Below are 20,644 nucleotides of genomic sequence, written 5' to 3'. Positions count from 1 at the left end.
TTCACGAGTGCGCCGGAGCGCGCGCCATGCTGCGTTGCAGGCCTTGCGAAGGGAGCGGCCATTAGCGGCGGCCTGCGCCTTGCCTGGCACGCGCTCAGGCGCAACGCACTCGCGAATTCATTGATGACACACCCTCGCACCCATTGATAATTTTAGTTTGCCAGTAGGAGTTCCCAGCATGCCGATCCAGGTCGAAGATTATTTCGCGCGCGCCACTTTTGACAAAATGAAGGCGTTCGCCGACAAGCAGGAAACCCCGTTCGTGGTGATCGACACCGCGATGATCAGCCAGGCCTATGACGACCTGCGCGCCGGTTTCGAATTCGCCAAGGTCTACTACGCGGTCAAGGCCAACCCGGCCGTCGAGATCATCGACCTGCTCAAGGAGAAAGGCTCGAGCTTCGACATCGCCTCGATCTATGAACTGGACAAAGTGATGGATCGCGGCGTCAGCGCCGACCGTATCAGCTACGGCAACACCATCAAGAAATCCAAGGACATCCGCTACTTCTACGAGAAGGGCGTGCGCCTGTTTTCCACCGACTCCGAAGCCGACCTGCGCAACATCGCCAAGGCCGCACCGGGTTCGAAAGTCTACGTGCGCATCCTGACCGAAGGCTCGACCACTGCTGACTGGCCGTTGTCGCGCAAATTCGGCTGCCAGACCGACATGGCCATGGACCTGCTGATCCTCGCCCGTGACCTGGGCCTGGTACCTTACGGCATCTCGTTCCACGTGGGTTCGCAGCAGCGCGACATCAGCGTATGGGACGCGGCCATCGCCAAGGTCAAAGTGATCTTCGAACGCCTGAAGGAAGAAGACGGCATTCACCTGAAGCTGATCAACATGGGCGGTGGCTTCCCGGCCAACTACATCACCCGCACCAACAGCCTGGAAACCTACGCTGAGGAAATCATCCGCTTCCTCAAGGAAGACTTCGGTGACGACCTGCCGGAAATCATCCTCGAGCCAGGCCGTTCGCTGATCGCCAACGCCGGCATCCTGGTCAGCGAAGTGGTGCTGGTCGCGCGTAAATCCCGTACCGCGGTAGAGCGTTGGGTGTACACGGATGTGGGCAAGTTCTCCGGCCTGATCGAAACCATGGACGAAGCCATCAAGTTCCCGATCTGGACCGAGAAAAAGGGCGAGATGGAAGAAGTGGTCATCGCCGGCCCGACCTGCGACAGCGCCGACATCATGTACGAAAACTACAAGTACGGCCTGCCGCTGAACCTGGCCATCGGTGATCGCCTGTACTGGCTGTCGACCGGTGCCTATACCACCAGTTACAGCGCTGTTGAGTTCAATGGCTTCCCGCCGCTGAAGTCGTTCTACGTTTAAATTCTGCCCGCTGTACAAAAAAGGCCTGTGAGTAATCACAGGCCTTTTTTTTATTTCCACCATTTCATCTTGAGAGCGATTCCAAAGCGACTTCACAACACATTAAGTTTCGATATCAGAAAGCTGCATTTTATCCAATAGAAACAGCAAAGCGCAGAGTTTCACCCCCTACCCGACACACATTGAAATTCTTCCAGACTTAACTTTAACCACAACCACCATTACTTTCTCAGCGGCAACAACAAGGACCTCCATGACGAAAAAACATAAAAGGGATTTTCATGTTAGCCATTCAAGAACAGACCATTACCGCCGAAGAACTTAACTCACTGACATCAGATTTCATGGGGGCCGTTTCCGGCACCCTCGAAGGTGTCGAGCGTGAACAAGGATTATTGGTTACAAACGACGATATCAGAAAAATCAGACGCTACGTCAATGCCGGACTGGCACTGCCCATCGAAATTGATGAAATAGAACAGATACACAAATACGACCAGCTGAATATTGTCGGACTTAAATCCGCCGATATGCAAAAATTGTATAAATCCATGAGAAATCATGCTGAAACCTGGTCGCCGCTGGAATCAAACATGAAGAGAGTTGGTTCGGATCTTCATGTATTTGCCGACAATTTCACTTCAAGCAGTCAATCCATCATCAACTACCTGATGACACTACCCAGCTACATCAGTGGAATCGGAAAAATCGGCAGCCTGAGCCCGGAGGAAATCGACAATCTACCGAAAATCCAATTGACTGGAGATGAGAAACGAAAAATTCCGGCATTACTGGGACTGGTTGAAGAGCTTAAAGCAGTTATTACCGAACACAGCGCAAGCACGCAGATCACCAAAGCCCAGATCACCGAATTCAAACGGGAAATCAGCAACTCACTGAAACCGGCACTGGGTTTGAAAATAGCCCTGTGCAACAGCCACAACTTCGACGAAAAAATAAAACTGTTCAATCAAAGGATTGAAATTCTCAACCAGCGCATCAACGAAAAACTCGCGGAAATCGAAGAATACACCAAAAGTAAATGGTGGGGACTCATCGGTGGCGCAGTTGGCTTTATCATTGCTTCTACAATATATGGAGACAAGGCCAACAAGGCTCGTAATGAACTGGATCTGCTAACAACCGAACGACGTGAAATCGAAACAAAAATTGCAACCACCAATGCGACCCTCGCATCGTTGCGGGCATTCGAAACCAGCCTACAGGACCTGCATGTCAGGATCGAAGGTGCTGCTGGCAGTTCATCGAACCTCGAAAGTCTCTGGGAGTTGATACAGGCGTATATCGACTCTTCCAGTAAAAGACTCGATGGCGTTACCAATGCCATGTACTTGGTGTCGTTTGTCTCCAGGCTAACCACGATGATGGATAACTGGTCGGCGATAAAAAAACAGGCGGGCGATTTATTGACAGCCTTTAACAACGCCACCCGAAACGCCTGAACTCCGCAAGTGCAAACTCCCCCCTACCATCAATCTTCCTTTTTAAAGACAGGACAATCATGACCGTACATACACTAGACACCTCATTTCAATACCCAGCACCCGACATGAAAAAAATCAAGGAGAACAGGGAAGCACTCAATTATAAAATCCGTACATTGAGCACAATTTATTTACCCGTACTCAGGGAGCAATTAGAATCGCTACAGGAAGAAATAAACTCAACCGACAAGCAGGCACTCAGCACCCTGACTCTGATCCCCACGGTGCTACCCATTAGCGAAATCCAACGCTTTCATACCATCATTGAAAGACTGAAATTAGAAATACCTACACCGGAACAGCAGGAGGCGATAGACAGCTTCTACGATGAGATCAAAACATTAATTGAAAACGGGACATCCGAAGCATTAAAGCTTTCGACTGCACTCAACAACAACCTGACAAACCTGAAAGCAGTGACACTCAGCGACAACCAATACCGAATCAAAGAGCTGGAAACTTCAATCAGCAACGCCACTCCGTATATCCAAGTAGAAGAAAGTGCAATAGCAGGACTACTCAAAGACGAATCAGAACTGAACGAGGCGATAAAACTCATTGAAGCAACAGATACCTTCTCGCTCATCAAGGAGTTTTTTCTAACTACTGAAAAACTCGCCAACCTCAACCTGTCCGCGCCTCAAATCGAACTTGTCAAGGCAGGCATTGCTGCTGCCGGCAAGATCCTCAACTTAATCAGCGACAGAATAAAGTATGACAACTTGATCCAGGCCAGAAGCCAGATTCAAAAACAACTGGATGACCGCCGCCGCAATCTGGCTCGCATCAGTCAAGATATAAAAATTCTACTGGATCAAAAAAATCAGTTGGAGGAATTTCAATCCGTACAAACACCCAGAGAATCCTACATACAAGAATTGAGTGTTCTCGTCGACGTAATTAATAAGTTCCTGAAACTTACCGAACATGACGAGAGCGACGATCTCGAGTCGGTGGTTAAACGCTTCATTGAACAATCAGATATTTTCATGAAGCATATGAAGCCTCTGCGCGGGGAATGGAAGAGCTAAACCGGTTTCGATCCGGTTGTTTGCGGCAACTTCGATTAATGCGAGCGAAAACCCTGAGCTGCCTTTTCGCTCGCCTCAATGACTGTCATACCCACATGCTCATGCCAGCGCCTGATTTTGCAATTGCACGGCACGCTGTTCAAAGCACGGCGCCAATGCCCGCAGATCCGGGTGAGGAGCGTGTAACAGTGCCTGGCCGCTGACGCGCAGGAAGTTCAGGTTCCCTGCCGCCAATGCCTTGTGCAACCACACCAAGGCCTCTTCGATTTTCCCGTCCTGCGCCAGAACAGCCGCATAGCTGAATTGCCCGCGGAAATCCCCACCCTTGGCAGAACGTCGATACCACTCGAAAGCGGCATCCGGGTCGGCCTGGCAAAATCGGCCTTCCTCCAGATAGCGCCCCAGCAGGTTCATCGACTTCGCATGGCCAAGGTCCGCCGCACGCCGATACCAGCTAAGCGCCAGCGCCTGATCCTCGGCTACACCGCGCCCGGTGGCCAGCAGATTGGCGAAGTTGTACATCGCCCAATCCAGCCCTCCTTCAGCTGCGATCCGATAATGCCGCGCCGCAATCGTGGCGTCGGCAACACAGCCCCAGCCATGTTCATGACAACGACCGAGCATGTTGCGCGCCATCAGGTGCCCCTGGCGCGCGGCTATGCCGAACCAGTTCAGCGCCAGCGCCTGGTCCGGCGCGATACCCTGGCCGTCGAGCAGGATCTGCCCGAGCAAGGCCTGGGCTTCGACTTCACCTTCCCGAGCGGCAATCAGGATGGCCTGGGCCGCGCGGGCCGGGCTTTCGTCGAGCATGGACCGCAGGCGCTCACCGTCGAGCAATTCCTCGCGGCGTAAACGAAAATCCGCCACTTACACCTCGACCCAGCGACGCAGCAGATTGTGATAAGTGCCGGTCAGGCGGATCAGTGACGGATGATCGGGCACATCACGGGTCAGTTGCTGGATGGCTCCGTCCATCTCGAACAACAGGGCGCGCTGGCTGTCTTCGCGCACCAGGCTTTGCGTCCAGAAAAACGAGGCGAGTCGCGTTCCGCGCGTCACCGCATTGACCTTGTGCAGACTGGTGCCGGGGTACAGCACCATGTCACCGGCAGGCAGCTTCACCCGTTGGGTGCCGAAGGTGTCCTGGATTTCCAGTTCGCCACCGTCGTAATCCTCGGGCTCGCTGAAGAATAGCGTGGCGGACAAGTCCGTACGCACCCGCTCGATGCCGCCTTTGGGCTGACGCACCGCGTTGTCGATGTGGAAGTCGAAACTGCCACCGGCGGTGTAACAGTTCACTAACGGAGGAAAGACTTTGTGCGGCAGTGCAGCCGACATGAACAGCGGGTTTTTCCACAACCGCTCCAGCATCGCCGCGCCGATCTCCTTGGCCAGCGGATGCCCTTCAGGCAGCTGCAAATTGTGCTTGGCCTTGGCCGACTGGTAGCCGGCGGTGATCTTGCCATCAGCCCAATCGGCGTGTTCCAGAGCTTCGCGAATGCGCTGCACCTCGTCTTTTTCGAACAGGCCGGGAATGTGCAGCAGCATGACAAAGACACCTGAAAACAAAGGGGCGCCAATGGTATTGATTCTTATTGCCCGTGTAAAACACATCTGACGAGTGAGTCAGCAAAAACCGTAAGGGTAAATTGTAAAGAATGTAAATTTAGTGCGAATAGTAATATTTATCAATTGTTACAAATACGTATTTACCCTATATTCCGCCGCCTCAAATCCTTGGGGAGGGGAATTCAAATGTCGCGTCAACAACCACAAGTACCGGTCAGTTCACCACGTTTGCTCGCATCGGCCATCGGCATGGCGATTACTGCCGGCTCTGCGGGCCACATGGTTTTCGCGGCGGAAAAAACCGACGAAAAAGCACCGGACAAAGTGATTTCGCTGGGCGCCACCGCCATCACCGGTGAAGCCCAGGACGAGACGACCTACAACGTCGAGAAAGCCTCCTCGCCCAAGTACACTGCGCCGCTGATCGACACACCGCGCTCGGTGACCGTTGTTCCGCAACAAGTCCTGAAAGACACCGGCTCGCTCAACTTGCAGGACGCGCTGCGCACCGTTCCGGGCATCACCTTCGGTGCCGGTGAAGGCGGCAACCCGCAGGGCGACCGCCCATTCATCCGCGGCTTTGACGCCCAGGGCGACACCTATCTGGACGGCGTACGCGATACCGGCTCCCAGAGCCGCGAGATCTTCGCCGTTGAATCGATCGAAGTCAGCAAGGGCCCGAACTCCGCGATCGGCGGCCGTGGCGCAGCCGGCGGCAGCATCAACCTGGTCAGCAAGAAAGCGCACCTGGGCGATTCGCTCGACGGTGGTTTCACCTGGGGCTCCGACCAGACCCAGCGCTACACCTTCGACGGCAACTATCAGTTCACCGACACCGCCGCTGGCCGTCTGAACCTGCTGAGCCACGAGAGCAATGTCGCCGGGCGTGACAGCGTCGATTACGACCGTTGGGGTGTGGCACCGTCCCTGGCCTTCGGCCTGGGTACGGACACTCGCGTCAACCTCGACTACTACCACCTCGAAAGCAACGACACGCCGGACTCGGGCATTCCGTACTCCATCCCGGCCGCAGGTTCCGCTGCACGCACAAAGGCCAACCCGGACAAGCCGAATGACGGTGGTGACAGCAGCAATTTCTACGGTCTGACCGACCGCGACTTCCGCAAGACCCGCACCGACACCGCGACCTTCGCCATCGAGCACGACCTGAGCGACTCGCTGACCATCAAGAACACCCTGCGTCACGGCTCCAGCATGCAGGATTACATCCTGACCCAGCCGGACGACAGTAAAGGCAACGTCAACAACGGCAGCGTCTGGCGCCGGGCGAACACCCGCGTGAGCAACACCGAGACCACCACCAACCAGACCGACCTGTTTGGCGATGTCTACATTGCCGGGTTCAAGAACAGCTTCTCCACCGGTGTCGAATACACCCACGAGGAAAGCGAAAAGTCCTCGTACAACGTCAACACGGACACCACCCCGGGAACGGCAGCGGTGACCACCAACTGCTCACCGGCACTGATCGGCGCGCCAAGCGGCTTCAACTGCACCTCGCTATCCAACCCGACCCCGAATGATCCGTGGAGCGGTGCCATCTCGCGCAACTATGCCGGCACCGACACCAAGGCCAATACCTATGCGCTGTATGTGTTCGACACCCTGACGTTGTCCGAGCAGTGGCTGATAAACATGGGGCTGCGTTACGACCATTTCGACACCGAATACAAGACCTTCAACGGTTCCAGCGTGACCACGTCCAAGGGCGATGACACCAGCGAATTCGTCACCGGTCAGTTCGGCGTGGTGTACAAACCAGCGGATAACGGCAGCATCTATGCCTCCTACGCGACGTCTGCCACTCCGCCGGGCAACACCCTTGGCGAAGGTTCGGAAGGCAACCCGTTGGGTGGCACGCCGGATCGAAACGGCAACCTGCTGAAAAGCGACATGGAGCCGGAAACCACCAAGAACTACGAAATCGGTACCAAGTGGGATCTGCTGAACAATCGCCTGTCGTTGACCGCCGATATCTTCCGCACCGAGAAAGACAACGCTCGTGTGCAGACCAACACCACCACGTTTGAAAACGTCGGCAAAACCCGCGTTCAAGGTATCGAACTGTCAGCCAGCGGCAAGCTCACCGACAAATGGCAAGTCTTCGCCGGCTACGCCTACATGGACAGCGAGCAAATCGATGGTGGTGACCTGCCGGCCAACAAAGCCAACGATGGCAACGAATTGCCTAACACGCCGAAAAACAGCGCCAGCCTGTGGACGACCTATCAGGTCACGCCAAGGCTGACCATCGGTGGCGGTGCGTTCTATGTCGATGACGTGTTCGGCAGTGCCGCCAACACCACCATGGTTGATTCCTACGTTCGTTACGACGCGATGGCAGCCTACAAACTGACCAAGAACGTCGACCTGCAACTGAACGTGCAGAACCTGACCGACGAAACCTACTACGACAAGGCGTTCTCGACTCACTTCGCCAACCAGGCGGCCGGTCGTACCGCGTTGCTGAGCACCAACTTCCACTTCTAACGGAAATGTGACCAACAACCTCCTGTAGGAGCGAGCTTGCTCGCGATGGACCGGAGAACGACGCGGGGTGTCAGGCTTTACGCGTCATCGTTGACGACCATCGCGAGCGAGCTCGCTCCTACAGGAGGGGTGAAGGTTGAAATCAGCGGTAGCCCCGTTCATCCACATGAATGGGGCCTTTGTGCGTAAAAAAGAATGCTTCTCGACAACCCCACGGCATAATGCGCGCCGTGATGAATCAACTTGAACGAACAAGGCGAGCGACGTGTTGAAGAAAACCCTGTTCCAGTTGCACTGGTTTTTCGGCATCAGCGCCGGGCTGGTCCTGGCCCTGATGGGCATCACCGGGGCGACGGTGTCGTTTCAGGATGAAATCCTGAGCACACTCAACCCTTCCGTGTTGCAGGTCGAAAAACAGGTCGCCGGTGTCCTGCCGCCCGCCGAACTGGTGGAGCACATCGAAGCCGCGTCAAGTAAAAAAGTCTCGATGCTCACGGTGGAAACCGACAGCGGCGATGCCGCCAAAGTGTGGTTCACCCCGCCACCGGGTGAACGCCGTGGCGAGATGCGCTACTTCGATCCGTACACCGCCGAGCTCCTGGGCGACGCTACCGGCCAGGGCTTCTTCGGCCTGATGCTGCAACTGCACCGCTTCCTCGCCATGGGCGACACGGGTCGGCAGATCACCGGCGCCTGCACACTGATTCTGGTGTTCTTCTGTCTTTCCGGGCTGTACCTGCGCTGGCCCCGCCAGTGGAAAAGCTGGCGCGCCTGGCTGACCCTGGACTGGAAGAAAAAGGGTCGCAGTTTCAATTGGGACCTGCACTCGGTGGCTGGCACCTGGTGCCTGGTGTTTTACCTCCTGGCGGCGTTGACCGGGTTGTCCTGGTCCTACGAGTGGTACAACAAGGGCCTGACCCGATTGCTCTCTGACTCACCGCAGAACGAGCGCGTTCGCGGCGGACGTGGCCCGGCGCCGGAAGGTCCTGCACCAACAGCCGATTACTCGGCCATGTGGAGCAGCATCTACAGCGCGGCCGGCCCGCAACTCAGTTCTTATAACGTGCGTATGCCGCCAGTGGCCGGCCAACCAGCGACCGTTTACTTCCTGCTGAAAACCTCGCCGCACGACCGCGCCTTGAACCAGATCACCCTCGACCCGGCCACCGGCGTGGTCAAACAGGTTGATCGCTACAGCGACAAGAGCCTCAAGGCGCAACTGCTGACCAGCATTTATGCGCTGCACGTCGGCAGCTACTTCGGCATCGTCGGTCGGATCATCCTGACCCTCACCGCGCTGAGCATGCCGCTGTTCTTCGTCACCGGCTGGTTGCTGTACCTGGATCGTCGCCGCAAAAAACGCCAGATCAAAGATGCACGCCAAGGCCTTGTACAACCAGGCAGCGATGCATCGGCCTGGCTGATCGGTTTCGCCAGCCAGAGCGGGTTCGCCGAGCAGCTGGCCTGGCAGACCGCCGGGCAATTGCAGGCCGCAGGGCTACCGGTGAAGGTGCAGCCGCTGGCGGACGTCAGCGAGCAGGACTTGCAGGACTCGTACAACGCACTGTTCGTCGTCAGTACCTTCGGTGACGGCGAAGCGCCGGACAGCGCCAGGGGTTTCGAACGCAAGGTACTGGGCCGCACGCCAAGTCTGGAGCACCTGAACTACGCGGTCCTCGGCCTCGGCGACCGGCAATATCAACACTTCTGCGGATTCGCCAAACGCCTGCACGCCTGGCTCGGCGAGCACGGCAGCAAGACCTTGTTCGCCCCGGTGGAAGTCGACAGCGGCGATCCTTACGCGTTGCGCCACTGGCAACAGCAACTGGGCCAACTGACCGGCCACGCCCCCGTCGACACCTGGCAAGCGCCCAGCTACGACAACTGGACCCTGGCCCGTCGTGAACTGCTGAACCCGGACAGCAGCGGATCCCCCGTGTACTTGCTGGGCCTCAGCGCACCAACCACCAGCAGTTGGCTGGCAGGCGACCTGGTGGAAGTGTTGCCGCGCAATTGCCCGTGGGTCATCGAGCATTTCCTCGACGGTCTGGGAATTCACGGTGAGACCAAGGTGCACCTCAACGGCCTGGAGGAAACCCTCCAACAGGCCCTGGCCAGCCGCCAGTTGCCGGAGAACCGCGCCCATCTGGTCGGCCTGCACGCGCAGGCGCTGGCTGAGGCCCTCGTGCCGTTGGCCATGCGCGAGTATTCCATTGCGTCGATCCCGGCCGATGGCATGCTCGAGCTGATCGTGCGCCAGCAAGTGCATGCCGACGGCAACCTCGGCGTCGGTTCCGGCTGGTTGACCGAACACGCGCCTGTAGGCTGCTCCATCAGCCTGCGCGTACGGCGCAACAGTGGTTTCCATCTGCCGGCCCAACCGGCGCCGATGATCCTGCTGGGCAATGGCACGGGGCTGGCCGGGTTGCGCAGCCTGCTCAAGGCGCGAATTGCCGACGGTCAGCAACGTCACTGGTTGCTGTTTGGCGAGCGCCATCGCGAGCACGACTACCTGTGCCGAAAGGAGCTGGAGGAGTGGCTGATCAATGGTGATCTGGCGCGCCTCGACCTGGCGTTTTCCCGCGATCAGGCCGAAAAGATTTACGTACAGGATCGCCTGCGTGAATCGGCAGCCGAGCTCAAGAAGTGGTTGGCGGACGGTGCGCTGATCTACATCTGCGGCAGCCTTCAAGGCATGGCTTCGGGCGTGGACCAGGTGCTCGACGAAGTGCTGGGCGCCGCCGAAGTGGAGCGCCTGATCGAACAGGGCCGCTACCGCCGCGACGTGTACTGATTAACTGATTAACTGATTTCCCTGTAGGAGCGAGCTTGCTCGCGATGAACCTGAGGATAACGCGCTCATCCTGTATGAACGCGTCATCGTTGACGACCATCGCGAGCAAGCTCGCTCCTACAGGGACCCAGAATCATTCAAACCGGTTGCAACTTCTGCTCGAATACAGACACCCCATCCAGGTCCCGCAACACCACGCTCAACTCCCCCGTTTGCCCATCGATATTCACCTCGCCAAAAAACTGAAACCCGGCAAACGGCGAGACGTTCTGCGCCGGCGGCGCCTTCTCGAACACCGCTTCAGGACCAAAGGTTTTATCCAGCGGGTTCGGTCCGAAGCTACCGGCATTCAGCGGTCCGGCGACGAACTCCCAGAACGGCTCGAAGTCCTGGAACGCCGCCCGGTCGGGGTGGTAATGATGGGCCGCGCAGTAATGCACATCCGCGGTCAGGAACAGGAAATTGCGCACCTGCTGCGCCCGCAGAAAACCCAGCAGTTCGGCGATTTCCAGTTCACGGCCCTGGGCCGGGCCGGGGTCACCGTTGGCCACCGCTTCCCAACGCGCGACACCGGGGCTGACCTCGCCGTCGGGCACGCCGAGGCCGATGGGCATGTCAGCGGCGATCACTTTCCATTGCGCGTTCGAGGCCTGCATTTCGCGCTTGAGCCAATCCAGTTGCTCACGACCGAGGAACGGTTTTTCAGCGCCCAGATTGTCATCGTTGGCCCCGCGATAGCTGCGCATGTCCAGCACGAACACATCGAGCAGCGGACCGTAACCGAGCTTGCGATAGATCCGCCCGCCGCCATCGGCGCTCTGCAAACGCATCGGCGCGTATTCAAGCCAGGCCTGGCGTGCGCGGCCCACCAGGCTGTGGATATCTTTGTCCTGATAGCGCGCATCCAGCTGCTTGCCCGGCGACCAGTTGTTCACTACTTCGTGGTCGTCCCACTGCCAGATCTGCGGGACCTCGGCATTGAACCGACGGAGGTTTTCGTCCATCAGGTTGTAACGGTAATTGCCACGGTACTCATCGAGAGTCTCGGCGACTTTGCTCTTGGCCTCGGTGGTGATGTTGCGCCACACCCGTCCGCCTTCCGTGGTGAGCTGCGCCGGGACCGGGCCATCGGCGTAAATGGTGTCGCCGCTGTGGATAAAAAAGTCCGGTAGACGCCGGCGCATCGCCTCGTAGATGCGCATGCCGCCAATGTCCGGATTGATGCCGAAACCCTGGCCGACGGTGTCGCCACTCCAGACAAAACGGAGGTCGCGCCGGGTCTGTGGCACGCTGCGCAAGTGACCGAACCAGGGCTCGCTGGCAACGCCACTCTGGGCGTCTTCAAACTGCACACGGTAGAAAATCGCCTGGCCGGCAGGCAGCCCGGTGAGTTCGACCCTGGCAGTGAAATCGGTGCGCGCATCGGCCAGGGGCGAGACGAAGCGCCGAGGGTTGGGAAACAGGCTACGGGTGTCCCACTCCACCGCCATGCGTGCAGGGCGGTCGCAGCGGCTCCAGATGATCGCCCGGTCGCCCAACAGGTCGCCGGACTGCACGCCGTCGGTGAGTTGTGGCCGATCCTTGACCGAAGCGATCACCGCCGGCGCCAACCCCGGCAACAACAGCCCGGCGCCGACCGCTTGCATCACACGACGGCGCCCGAGGTTGAAATCGCTCATGGTGTTCTCCCTGGAAAAGGAAAAACTAAAGCATGGCTGGATGAAATCGAGGTGACAGAGAAAAGATCGCAGCCTGCGGCAGCTCCCACACTGGCAGATTGTGAACCCCTGTAGGAGCTGCCGCAGGCTGCGATCTTTTGACCTACGCCTTGGCCGGCTCCAGTGCCAGCTCCACCGCCTCCGGCTGTTTCACCAGCGCATACACCACCGCCGTCAACAGGCTCCCCGCCACAATCGCCAACAAATAAAGCAGCGCATGGTTGATCGCATTGGGGATCGCCAGCACGAACAACCCACCGTGGGGCGCCATCAGTTTGCAGCCGAAATACATCGACAGCGCACCGGTCAACGCACCGCCGGCGATGCTCGCCGGAATCACCCGCAGCGGGTCTTTCGCCGCAAACGGAATCGCCCCTTCGGAGATGAAGCACAGCCCCAGCACCAGTGCGGCCTTGCCGGCTTCGCGCTCAGTCTGCGCAAACTTGCGCCGCGCAATGAACGTGGCGATGCCCAGGCCAATCGGCGGCACCATGCCCGCGGCCATGGTCGCCGCCATCGGCGCGTAACTCTGCGACGCCAGCAACCCGACCGAGAACGCATAGGCCGCCTTGTTGATCGGTCCGCCGAGGTCGACGCACATCATGCCGCCCAGCAATACACCCAGCAGAATCGCGTTGGTGGTGCCCATGCTGTCGAGGAAATGCGTGAGCCCGGCGAGCATGCCGGCGACCGGTTTGCCGACCACATAGATCATCACCAGACCGGTGAACAGACTCGCCAGCAACGGAATGATCAGGATCGGCTTGAGCGCCTCAAGACTTTGCGGCAAACGCGCATAGCGGTTGATCGCCTTGGCCGCATAACCGGCCAGAAAACCGGCAATGATCCCGCCGATGAAGCCTGCGCCCAGGGTGCTCGCCAGCAAACCACCGATCATCCCCGGCGCGAGGCCCGGACGGTCAGCGATGGAATAGGCGATATAGCCTGCCAGCAGCGGCACCATCAGCTTGAACGCGGTGTCGCCACCGATCTGCATCAACGCCGCCGCCAGCGTGCCCTGCTCCTTGAATGCGGTGATGCCAAATACGAACGACAGGGCGATCATCAAGCCGCCGGCCACCACCATCGGCAACATGAATGACACACCGGTCAGCAGGTGTTTATAGGCGCCGGTTTTCTCTGATTTGGCTGGGCCCTTGGCGCTGCTCGAAGCGCTTTCCTGCTGGCCTTCGGCCAAGGCTTTTTTCAAAGTCGTTTCAGCTTGCTTGAGAGCGATACCGGTGCCACAGCGGTAGATTTTCTTGCCGGCGAAACGCTCGGTGGCGACTTCGATATCAGCCGCCAGCAGCACCACATCGGCCTCTGCGATCGCTTGCGCGCTCAATGGATTGCGCGCGCCGACCGAGCCCTGGGTTTCCACTTGCAGGTCATAGCCCAGTCGTTTGGCCGCTTGCTGCAAAGCTTCGGCAGCCATGAACGTGTGAGCGACACCCGTCGGGCACGCGGTAACGGCCACCAGTCGCGGCGTGTTCCGGACAACCGCCACCGGCTCGACGACGGTCTCTTCGGCGACGTAAACCTGAGCGTCCTGCGCACCGCGCCGCAACACGGCTTCCACGTCTTGCAGGGCCTGAGCCGGGGTGCTCTGGAACAACCGCTTACCGACAAACCGCGACATGTCCACCGGCGCGCTGGTTACCAGCAGCACCCACTCGGCTGCGTCGAGGATGGCCGCCGACAGTTGTTTTTCGGGATGGGCGGCATCGGTGATTTCGACACTGGTGCTCCAGCCCTGACGCTGAGCCGCGGCATCAAGCAGCCGGGCACACAGCACACTGGTGACCATGCCGCTCGGGCAGGCCGTAATGATGGCTAACTTCATGACAAACCCTCTTATTGTTCTGTCAGGGGACGCACGCGCACACCCTGTTCGAGCAGCGCCAGTTGCGCTGCATCGCCAATGCCGAATCCGATCTGGGTCACTGCCAGCGCGGCAATCGCCGTGGCGGTGCGCAAGGTCTGCTCCGGCGTATCGGCACTGAGCAAACCGTGGAGCATCCCCGCCAGCAACGAATCACCCGCGCCCACCGTACTGGCGACGCTGACCTTGGGCGGAGTGGCATGCAATGCCGAGCCGACGCTGAACCAGTTCACGCCCTCGGCACCATGGGAAATCACTACATGCTCGATGCCCTGGGCGTGCAGGCGCTCCGCCGCTATGGCCTGGGAACTGACCGACACGACTTCGCAGTCCAGCACCTCGGCCAGTTCTTCAGTGTTGGGCTTGATGAGCCAGGGTCCCGCTTTCAGCGCCGCACGCAACGCATCGCCGCTGGTGTCGAGGGCAACGCGCAGCCCCAGGCTTTTCAAACGCAGGATCAACGCCTGCAACCACTGCGCGCTAACGCCCAGGGGCAAACTGCCAGCAACCACCACCGCATCGTGACCCGGCGCAATCTGCTCCAGTCGCTCCATCAACGCCTGCTGCGCCGCCTCGCTGACCTGCGGCCCCGGCCCGTTGATATCGGTGATGCGCCCGTCGCTTTCCGCCAGTTTGATGTTGCTGCGGGTCTCGCCTGGAACGCGGATGAAGGCGTCGACAAAACCGCGCCTGGCGAACAGCGTTTCGAACGCTTGCAGGTTGTCTTCGCCGAGAAAGCCACTGACGGTCAATTGATGCCCGAGATCGGCCAGCACTTGCGCCACGTTCACGCCTTTGCCAGCGGCGTGGGTGTGCATTACTTCGCTGCGGTTGACCTGGCCGGCTTCAAGGCGCGGCAACTGGACGGTCAGGTCCAGCGCCGGGTTGAGGGTCAGGGTGAGAATCCGGGCCATTACAGGGCCTCCACTAATGCGCGCACTTCATTGGCGCTGCCCACGGCCAGGGCCTGTCGGGCAAGGGTTTGAGTCTGAGTGAAGCCCAGTTCGCGTATTCGCGCCTTGACTTCGGCAATGCTGCGAGCGCCGACGCTAAGCTCGTCCACGCCGAGGCCGACCAGCACCGGCACCGCCAGCGGGTCGGCCGCCAGCTCGCCGCACACACCGACCCATTTGCCGTGGGCATGGGCCGCGCGCACGGTGATGTCGATCAGTTGCAGCACCGCCGGGTGCAAGCCATCGGCCTGGGCCGACAGCGTCGGATGGCCACGGTCGATGGCCAGGGTGTATTGCGTCAGGTCGTTGGTGCCGACGCTGAAAAAGTCGACCTCTTTGGCCAGCACCGGCGCCAGCAATGCCGCCGACGGCACCTCGATCATAATCCCCAGTTGCAGGTCGGCAACCGGAATTTCCCGGCGCAAACGTTCGGTCATGTCACGGGCCTGACGCCACTCGTCGACGCTGCCCACCATCGGGAACATGATCCGCAGCGGCCGGTTGTCGGCCGCCCGCAGCAAGGCGCGCAATTGCGCTTCCATGATCTGCGGGCGCTGCAAGGTCAGGCGTATGCCGCGCACGCCGAGGAAGGGGTTTTCTTCCTTCGCAATCGGCCAGTACGGCAGCGGTTTGTCACCACCGACATCGAGGGTGCGCACCACCAGCGGTCGCCCGGCCAGACCGTCGAGGACACGGCGGTACTCGACTTCCTGGGTCGCTTCGTCGGGCGCTTGCGTGTGGGCCATGAAAATCAGTTCGGTGCGCAACAGGCCAATGCCTTCGGCACCCTGCTCCACCGCGCCGGTCACGCCAGCGCTTTCACCAATGTTGGCGAACACTTCTACGGCGTGGCCATCGCTGGTCAGCGCGGGTTCATGACGCCGTTCAGCAGCCGCCTTCAAGCGTTGCTCGCGGGTATCGCGTTCGGCGGTGGCGCGCTGCAAGGTCGCCGCGTCGGCGTCCACATGCAGGCGACCACGCTGGCCATCGAGCAGCAATGGCGTACCCGGCGCCAGCAGCAACACGCCGGGGCCGGCGCCGACCAGTGCCGGAATGCCCAAGGCCCGGGCAACAATCGCACTGTGCGCCGTAGCGCCACCCCGGGCGGTGAGAATCCCGGCCACGCGAGCCGGATCCAGACGCGCGACGTCGGACGGGCCAACCTCGTCCATCACCAGAATGTACGGCTGATCCGGTTCGCTCGGGGTTTCGATGCCACTGAGCTGCATCAGCACCCGACGCCCGATGTCGCGCAAGTCGGCTGCGCGCTCGGCCAGCAAGGCATCCTGCAAGGCTTCCTGCTGCCGGGCCGCCGCTTCAATCACAGCCATCCACGCCGCCTCGGCGCTTTCGCCCTGCTTGAGGCGCGCATCGACCTCATCGGTCAGTTCCGGGTCGTCGAGCATCTCTTGGTGGGTGATGAAGATTTCGCGAATGGCCTTGCTTTTGCTGCGCTCGATCAAGCCCTGAATGTCACGACGCACCTGCGCCAGGGCTTGCTGGAGACGCTCACGCTCGATGCCGGCGGACTCGCCGCGCAACGGGTAATCGATGGTTTGCAGCACTTGAATATGCGCCGGGCCGATGGCAATCCCCGGGGCGGCGGCAATCGCCTGGACCACGCTGCCTGACACCGGGGCGAGGATCACTTCGGCCATATCGGCAACGACTTCGCGTGCCTGGCTTACTGGCGGCAGCGGTTCGACTTCCTCACCGAGGCCCTCTTCGATGGCCGCCAACAGGGCCGGCAACGCGTCAGCCGCGATGCCCGGTTCGGCAATGATTTCCAGAACCTGCCCCCGACGGGCGCCGAGGCTGAGCAACTTGCTCAAGCTCTTTACCGACACCGCGCTGTCGTGACCATCGACAATGCGCACGCGGATGTCACCTTCAAAACTCTTTGCCAGTTGCGCGAGGATTTTCGCCGGCCGCGCATGCAAACCGTGGGCGTTGGCCAATGCAATTCGCGCGCTGGGCCAGTCGGCGGGCACTTCACCACCGAGCACTTCGAGGACTTTGCGGCTGCTGGTGGCGCGCCCCAACTCATGGCCACGCCCTTCGATCAACAACGCGCACAGGCGTTCGAGCAGCACTTGATGGGCCTCACCGAGGCTGGCCAGGCAGAACAGTCCATTGAGCGGCTGGCCGAGATAGCGCAGCGGTTTGTCCGGGGTGACGAAGGCCAGGCCCGGTCGCTTCACCGTCTGCTCGCTGTGCAGCCACCACAGGCCATCGCCCAGGGGCAGCGCTTCAACCTGCTGCAGCACGGCAGAAAAACCATTGCTCACGCAGTCGGCCTGCCGCAGCAAACGTGCGCCGCGCCAGACCAGCTCTTCGAAATCTTCGGCCGCCACACCCAGGCCGATCATCTGTGCGTCCAGCGCCAGTTCTTGCGGCGCGCCTTGCAACAACTTCAGCAAGGCTTCGGCGGAACCGGCGCGGCGCAGGGCCTGGCCCAGATCCGTCTCGCCAAGGGCGCGGGTGAGCAATTGCAACAAGCGCAGATGTTCATCGGATTTGGCGGCAATACCGATCGCCAGGTAAACGATATGACCATCGCCCCAGTCCACACCTTCAGGGAACTGCATCAGGCGCACACCGGTGGTGAACACCAGCTCGCGGGTTTCAGGCGTACCGTGGGGGATGGCAATACCTTGACCGAGAAAGGTCGAGCCCTGGGCTTCCCGCGCCTGCAAACCGGCAAGGTAGCCCTCGGCAACCAGACCGTCGGTGACCAGGTGCCCGGCCAGCAATTGCAGCGCTGCGGACTTATCCACGGCCGACTGGCCCATGGAAATCTGCTCTACAGTGAGCTCGAGCATGCTTTCTCCTTTTTGGCGCCTTGGGGCGCCAGGTATTGTTTTGAATGAGCCAGCTTAGGCGCTTGGTCATCATTTTGGCGGTTTCATGGCAGAACCGGCCAAAGGCGCCTATAACGTAGAAAATACGCTTGCTGAAACGTTTAATCTAGATTGGATGGCACGTTACTCGATAATGTCCCATCCTTGAAGCTCAACTTGTCGGATGCGTTGTGACAATGGTCGCCTGCCTTAATCGGTTAGGATTGACGAAAATGTCGAGGCAATCTCGAAAAAACAAGGAAACAGCGGGTTGAAACTCAGTGATATCGCCCAGTTGGCTGGTGTGTCCGTCACCACCGCCAGCTATGTCATCAATGGCAAGGCCGAACAACAGCGCATCAGCAGCGCCACCGTCGAACGCGTGCGCGCGGTCGTCGAACTGCATGGCTTCACGCCTAATCCACAGGCCGCCGGCTTGCGCAGCCGACACACGCGCACATTGGGCTTCATTCTGCCGGATCTGGAAAACCCCAGTTACGCGCGAATCGCAAAATTGCTGGAGCAAGGTGCGCGAGCCCGGGGCTATCAGTTGCTGATCGCCAGTTCCGACGATGCACCGGACAGCGAACGGCAATTGCTGCAACTGTTCCGCGCCCGGCGCTGCGACGCACTGATCGTTGCCAGTTGCCTGCCGACCGGCGACGACAGCTATCGCCAATTGCAGGCCAAGGGCCTTCCGATCATCGCCATCGACCGGGTCATGGAGCCCGAGCATTTCTGTTCGGTGATCAGCGACGACCGCGAGGCCAGCCAGCAACTGACCCGCAGCCTGCTGGAGCCGCTGCCCAGGCAAATCGCGCTGATCGGCGCCCGCCCGGAGCTGAGCATCAGCCAGGAACGTGCCGCTGGCTTCAAAGAGGCTCTCGCCGGGTTCAATGGCGAGGTGCTGATCGAAGAAGGTGAATCCTTCAGCCGCGAGTGCGGTCAACAATTGATGGACGAGTTGCTGCAGCGCTTGGGCCATTTGCCCGATGCCCTGGTGACCACTTCCTACGTGCTGCTTCAGGGCGTGTTCGATGCGCTGCACGACTTCCCGCTGAGAAACCGCCCGCTGCGCCTCGGCACATTCGGCGATACCCAATTGTTGGACTTCCTGCCACTGCCGGTCAATGCCATGGCCCAGCAACATCAGCTGATCGCCGACAAGGTCCTCGCGCTGGCCCTGGCAGCCATCGAGCAATCGGATTACCGGCCCGGCGTGCAAGCCATCCCGCGCACGTTCAAGCAGCGTATTCTTCAGGACTGAACCGTGGAGCTGATCGACACCCACACCCATCTGGATTTTCCGGACTTCGACGCCGACCGTCAGGCGCTGCTGGCCGAAAGCCGCGCCCTCGGGGTGCGGCGAATCGTGGTGCTGGGGGTTTATCAGGCCAACTGGCAGCGGGTCTGGGAGCTGGTGCAGAGTGATCCCGACCTTTACGCCGCGTTCGGATTGCACCCGGTGTATCTGGACGACCATCGACCGCAACACCTGAGCGAACTCGGTGACTGGCTGACTCGATTGGCCGGCCATCGGCAACTGTGTGCGGTGGGCGAGATCGGCCTGGACTACTTCATCGAAACCCTGGACCGCGACCGCCAGCAGGCGTTGTTCGAGGCGCAATTGCAACTGGCGGTGGATTTCGATCTTCCGGCATTGATCCATGTGCGGCGCAGCCATGCGGCGGTGATTGCCACGCTCAAACGGTTTCGCCCGAAACGGGCCGGCATCATCCACGCCTTCGCCGGCAGCCAGGAAGAGGCCCGCGAATACATCAAGCTCGGTTTCAAGCTCGGCCTTGGTGGCGCCCCGACCTGGCCGCAGGCGCTGCGCATGCACCGAGTGCTCGGTGCACTGCCTCTGGATTCGGTGGTGCTGGAAACCGACTCACCGGACATGCCCCCTGCCATGTTCCCCGGCCAGCGCAACAGTCCGGCACACTTGCCGGCGATCTGCACGGCACTGGCGCAATGGATGGCGATCAGCCCGCAACGACTGGCGGCTGCCAGCACCGCCAACAGCTGCGAAGTGTTCGGCTGGTAATCAGTCGACGTGAGCCCTGGCGGCCTCCAGGATCAGCGTCAGGTGCTGGCGTCGGCGGAAATAACGGACCACCGCAAAGTACACGAATATGACGATCAGCGAAGCATTCAGCTGTTCGATGACGCTGAGCATCCCCAACCACTCCATCACCAACGCCACCAGCAAGGCAGTGCAGACCATGATCCGCAGGCTGGCGCGCAACAGCGAAAAAGAGTCGAGGGACTTGAAGCGCCTGAACTGTTCCGGACAACGTAACTGAACGCGTTTCTGACAGTGAGTACAGGTAAACGCTTCATTGATCGCGATGGCATTGAGTTGCCAGGGTTGAAGCCGCAATGTGCGCTGACAATGCGCACAGCGCCCCTGGATCCCTATTGTTGCAGCAGACATAACCGGGTTTCCTCCATGAAGTAAGCCGCGTAACTCTTCCTTGATTGACATCCAAAATCCAG

The 20,644-nt window shown here is 59.7% G+C and carries 14 protein-coding genes; 7 read left to right on the top strand and 7 right to left on the bottom strand.

From position 1 onward, the window contains the following. The first annotated feature begins 178 nt into the window (after nucleotides 1–178). The 3 genes from C8K63_RS19330 (at nucleotide 179) to C8K63_RS19320 (ending at nucleotide 3,878) form a co-directional block, all read left to right on the top strand. Nucleotides 179–1,342: a type III PLP-dependent enzyme gene (locus C8K63_RS19330; RefSeq protein ID WP_108218162.1), complete on the top strand. Its 1,164-nt coding sequence runs from the start codon at nucleotides 179–181 to the stop codon at nucleotides 1,340–1,342. A gap of 281 nt (nucleotides 1,343–1,623) precedes the next feature. Then, nucleotides 1,624–2,805 (top strand): alpha-xenorhabdolysin family binary toxin subunit A, encoded by a 1,182-nt coding sequence (locus C8K63_RS19325; RefSeq protein WP_108218161.1) that lies wholly within the window; start codon nucleotides 1,624–1,626, stop codon nucleotides 2,803–2,805. Between the two features lie 59 nt (nucleotides 2,806–2,864). Then, on the top strand, nucleotides 2,865–3,878 hold the full coding sequence (locus C8K63_RS19320) for an alpha-xenorhabdolysin family binary toxin subunit B (protein WP_108218160.1): 1,014 nt from the start codon (nucleotides 2,865–2,867) through the stop codon (nucleotides 3,876–3,878). A 99-nt stretch (nucleotides 3,879–3,977) separates the two neighbouring features. Here C8K63_RS19320 and C8K63_RS19315 read toward each other — a convergent pair whose 3' ends face one another. Further along, entirely contained in the window at nucleotides 3,978–4,745 is a 768-nt protein-coding gene (locus C8K63_RS19315) for a tetratricopeptide repeat protein (RefSeq protein ID WP_108218159.1), read from the bottom strand. Then, entirely contained in the window at nucleotides 4,746–5,426 is a 681-nt protein-coding gene (locus C8K63_RS19310; protein ID WP_108218158.1) for a Fe2+-dependent dioxygenase, read from the bottom strand. A 207-nt stretch (nucleotides 5,427–5,633) separates the two neighbouring features. On the opposite strand from C8K63_RS19310, the gene C8K63_RS19305 reads away from it, so the two are divergent. Both C8K63_RS19305 and C8K63_RS19300 read left to right on the top strand, forming a co-directional pair. Next, nucleotides 5,634–7,958: a TonB-dependent siderophore receptor gene (locus tag C8K63_RS19305; protein WP_108218157.1), complete on the top strand. Its 2,325-nt coding sequence runs from the start codon at nucleotides 5,634–5,636 to the stop codon at nucleotides 7,956–7,958. A 265-nt stretch (nucleotides 7,959–8,223) separates the two neighbouring features. After that, nucleotides 8,224–10,752: a sulfite reductase flavoprotein subunit alpha gene (locus C8K63_RS19300; RefSeq protein ID WP_108218156.1), complete on the top strand. Its 2,529-nt coding sequence runs from the start codon at nucleotides 8,224–8,226 to the stop codon at nucleotides 10,750–10,752. Between the two features lie 137 nt (nucleotides 10,753–10,889). Here C8K63_RS19300 and C8K63_RS19295 read toward each other — a convergent pair whose 3' ends face one another. The 4 genes from C8K63_RS19295 to ptsP all read right to left on the bottom strand — a co-directional run bounded on the left by C8K63_RS19295 (nucleotide 10,890) and on the right by ptsP (nucleotide 18,127). Continuing rightward, nucleotides 10,890–12,431: an alkaline phosphatase gene (locus C8K63_RS19295; protein ID WP_108218155.1), complete on the bottom strand. Its 1,542-nt coding sequence runs from the start codon at nucleotides 12,429–12,431 to the stop codon at nucleotides 10,890–10,892. 142 nt (nucleotides 12,432–12,573) lie between these two features. Then, complete coding sequence (locus C8K63_RS19290; protein ID WP_108218154.1) at nucleotides 12,574–14,313, bottom strand: PTS fructose-like transporter subunit IIB; 1,740 nt, start codon at nucleotides 14,311–14,313, stop codon at nucleotides 12,574–12,576. Between the two features lie 11 nt (nucleotides 14,314–14,324). Continuing rightward, entirely contained in the window at nucleotides 14,325–15,266 is a 942-nt protein-coding gene (pfkB, locus tag C8K63_RS19285; protein ID WP_108218153.1) for a 1-phosphofructokinase, read from the bottom strand. Further along, nucleotides 15,266–18,127, bottom strand: a complete 2,862-nt coding sequence (ptsP, locus tag C8K63_RS19280) for a phosphoenolpyruvate--protein phosphotransferase (RefSeq protein ID WP_108218152.1) — start codon at nucleotides 18,125–18,127, stop codon at nucleotides 15,266–15,268. The genes pfkB and ptsP overlap by 1 nt, the downstream gene beginning before the upstream one ends. A 289-nt stretch (nucleotides 18,128–18,416) precedes the next feature. Here ptsP and cra point away from each other — a divergent pair, with 289 nt between their 5' ends. Both cra and C8K63_RS19270 read left to right on the top strand, forming a co-directional pair. Next, complete coding sequence (cra, locus tag C8K63_RS19275; protein WP_108218151.1) at nucleotides 18,417–19,412, top strand: catabolite repressor/activator; 996 nt, start codon at nucleotides 18,417–18,419, stop codon at nucleotides 19,410–19,412. A 3-nt stretch (nucleotides 19,413–19,415) separates the two neighbouring features. Continuing rightward, a complete protein-coding gene (locus tag C8K63_RS19270; RefSeq protein WP_108218150.1) occupies nucleotides 19,416–20,192 on the top strand; it encodes a TatD family hydrolase in 777 nt (258 codons plus the stop codon). On the opposite strand, the gene C8K63_RS19265 is transcribed toward C8K63_RS19270, so the two are convergent. Further along, nucleotides 20,193–20,582, bottom strand: coding sequence for a hypothetical protein (locus C8K63_RS19265; RefSeq protein WP_108218149.1), 390 nt, complete (start codon nucleotides 20,580–20,582; stop codon nucleotides 20,193–20,195). It lies immediately after the preceding gene. Between the last annotated feature and the right edge of the window lie 62 nt (nucleotides 20,583–20,644).

The organism is Pseudomonas sp. GV085 (genome assembly GCF_003050925.1).
GTDB lineage: Bacteria > Pseudomonadota > Gammaproteobacteria > Pseudomonadales > Pseudomonadaceae > Aquipseudomonas.
This window is presented reverse-complemented; position numbering and strand designations above follow the sequence as displayed.

Coding starts and splice junctions, on each gene's coding strand:
- C8K63_RS19330 (WP_108218162.1), top strand. CDS start 179: ATGCCGATCCAGGTCGAAGATTATTTCGCGCGCGCCACTTTTGACAAA.
- C8K63_RS19325 (WP_108218161.1), top strand. CDS start 1,624: ATGTTAGCCATTCAAGAACAGACCATTACCGCCGAAGAACTTAACTCA.
- C8K63_RS19320 (WP_108218160.1), top strand. CDS start 2,865: ATGACCGTACATACACTAGACACCTCATTTCAATACCCAGCACCCGAC.
- C8K63_RS19310 (WP_108218158.1), bottom strand. CDS start 5,426: ATGCTGCTGCACATTCCCGGCCTGTTCGAAAAAGACGAGGTGCAGCGC.
- C8K63_RS19305 (WP_108218157.1), top strand. CDS start 5,634: ATGTCGCGTCAACAACCACAAGTACCGGTCAGTTCACCACGTTTGCTC.
- C8K63_RS19295 (WP_108218155.1), bottom strand. CDS start 12,431: ATGAGCGATTTCAACCTCGGGCGCCGTCGTGTGATGCAAGCGGTCGGC.
- C8K63_RS19290 (WP_108218154.1), bottom strand. CDS start 14,313: ATGAAGTTAGCCATCATTACGGCCTGCCCGAGCGGCATGGTCACCAGT.
- pfkB (WP_108218153.1), bottom strand. CDS start 15,266: ATGGCCCGGATTCTCACCCTGACCCTCAACCCGGCGCTGGACCTGACC.
- ptsP (WP_108218152.1), bottom strand. CDS start 18,127: ATGCTCGAGCTCACTGTAGAGCAGATTTCCATGGGCCAGTCGGCCGTG.
- C8K63_RS19265 (WP_108218149.1), bottom strand. CDS start 20,582: ATGTCTGCTGCAACAATAGGGATCCAGGGGCGCTGTGCGCATTGTCAG.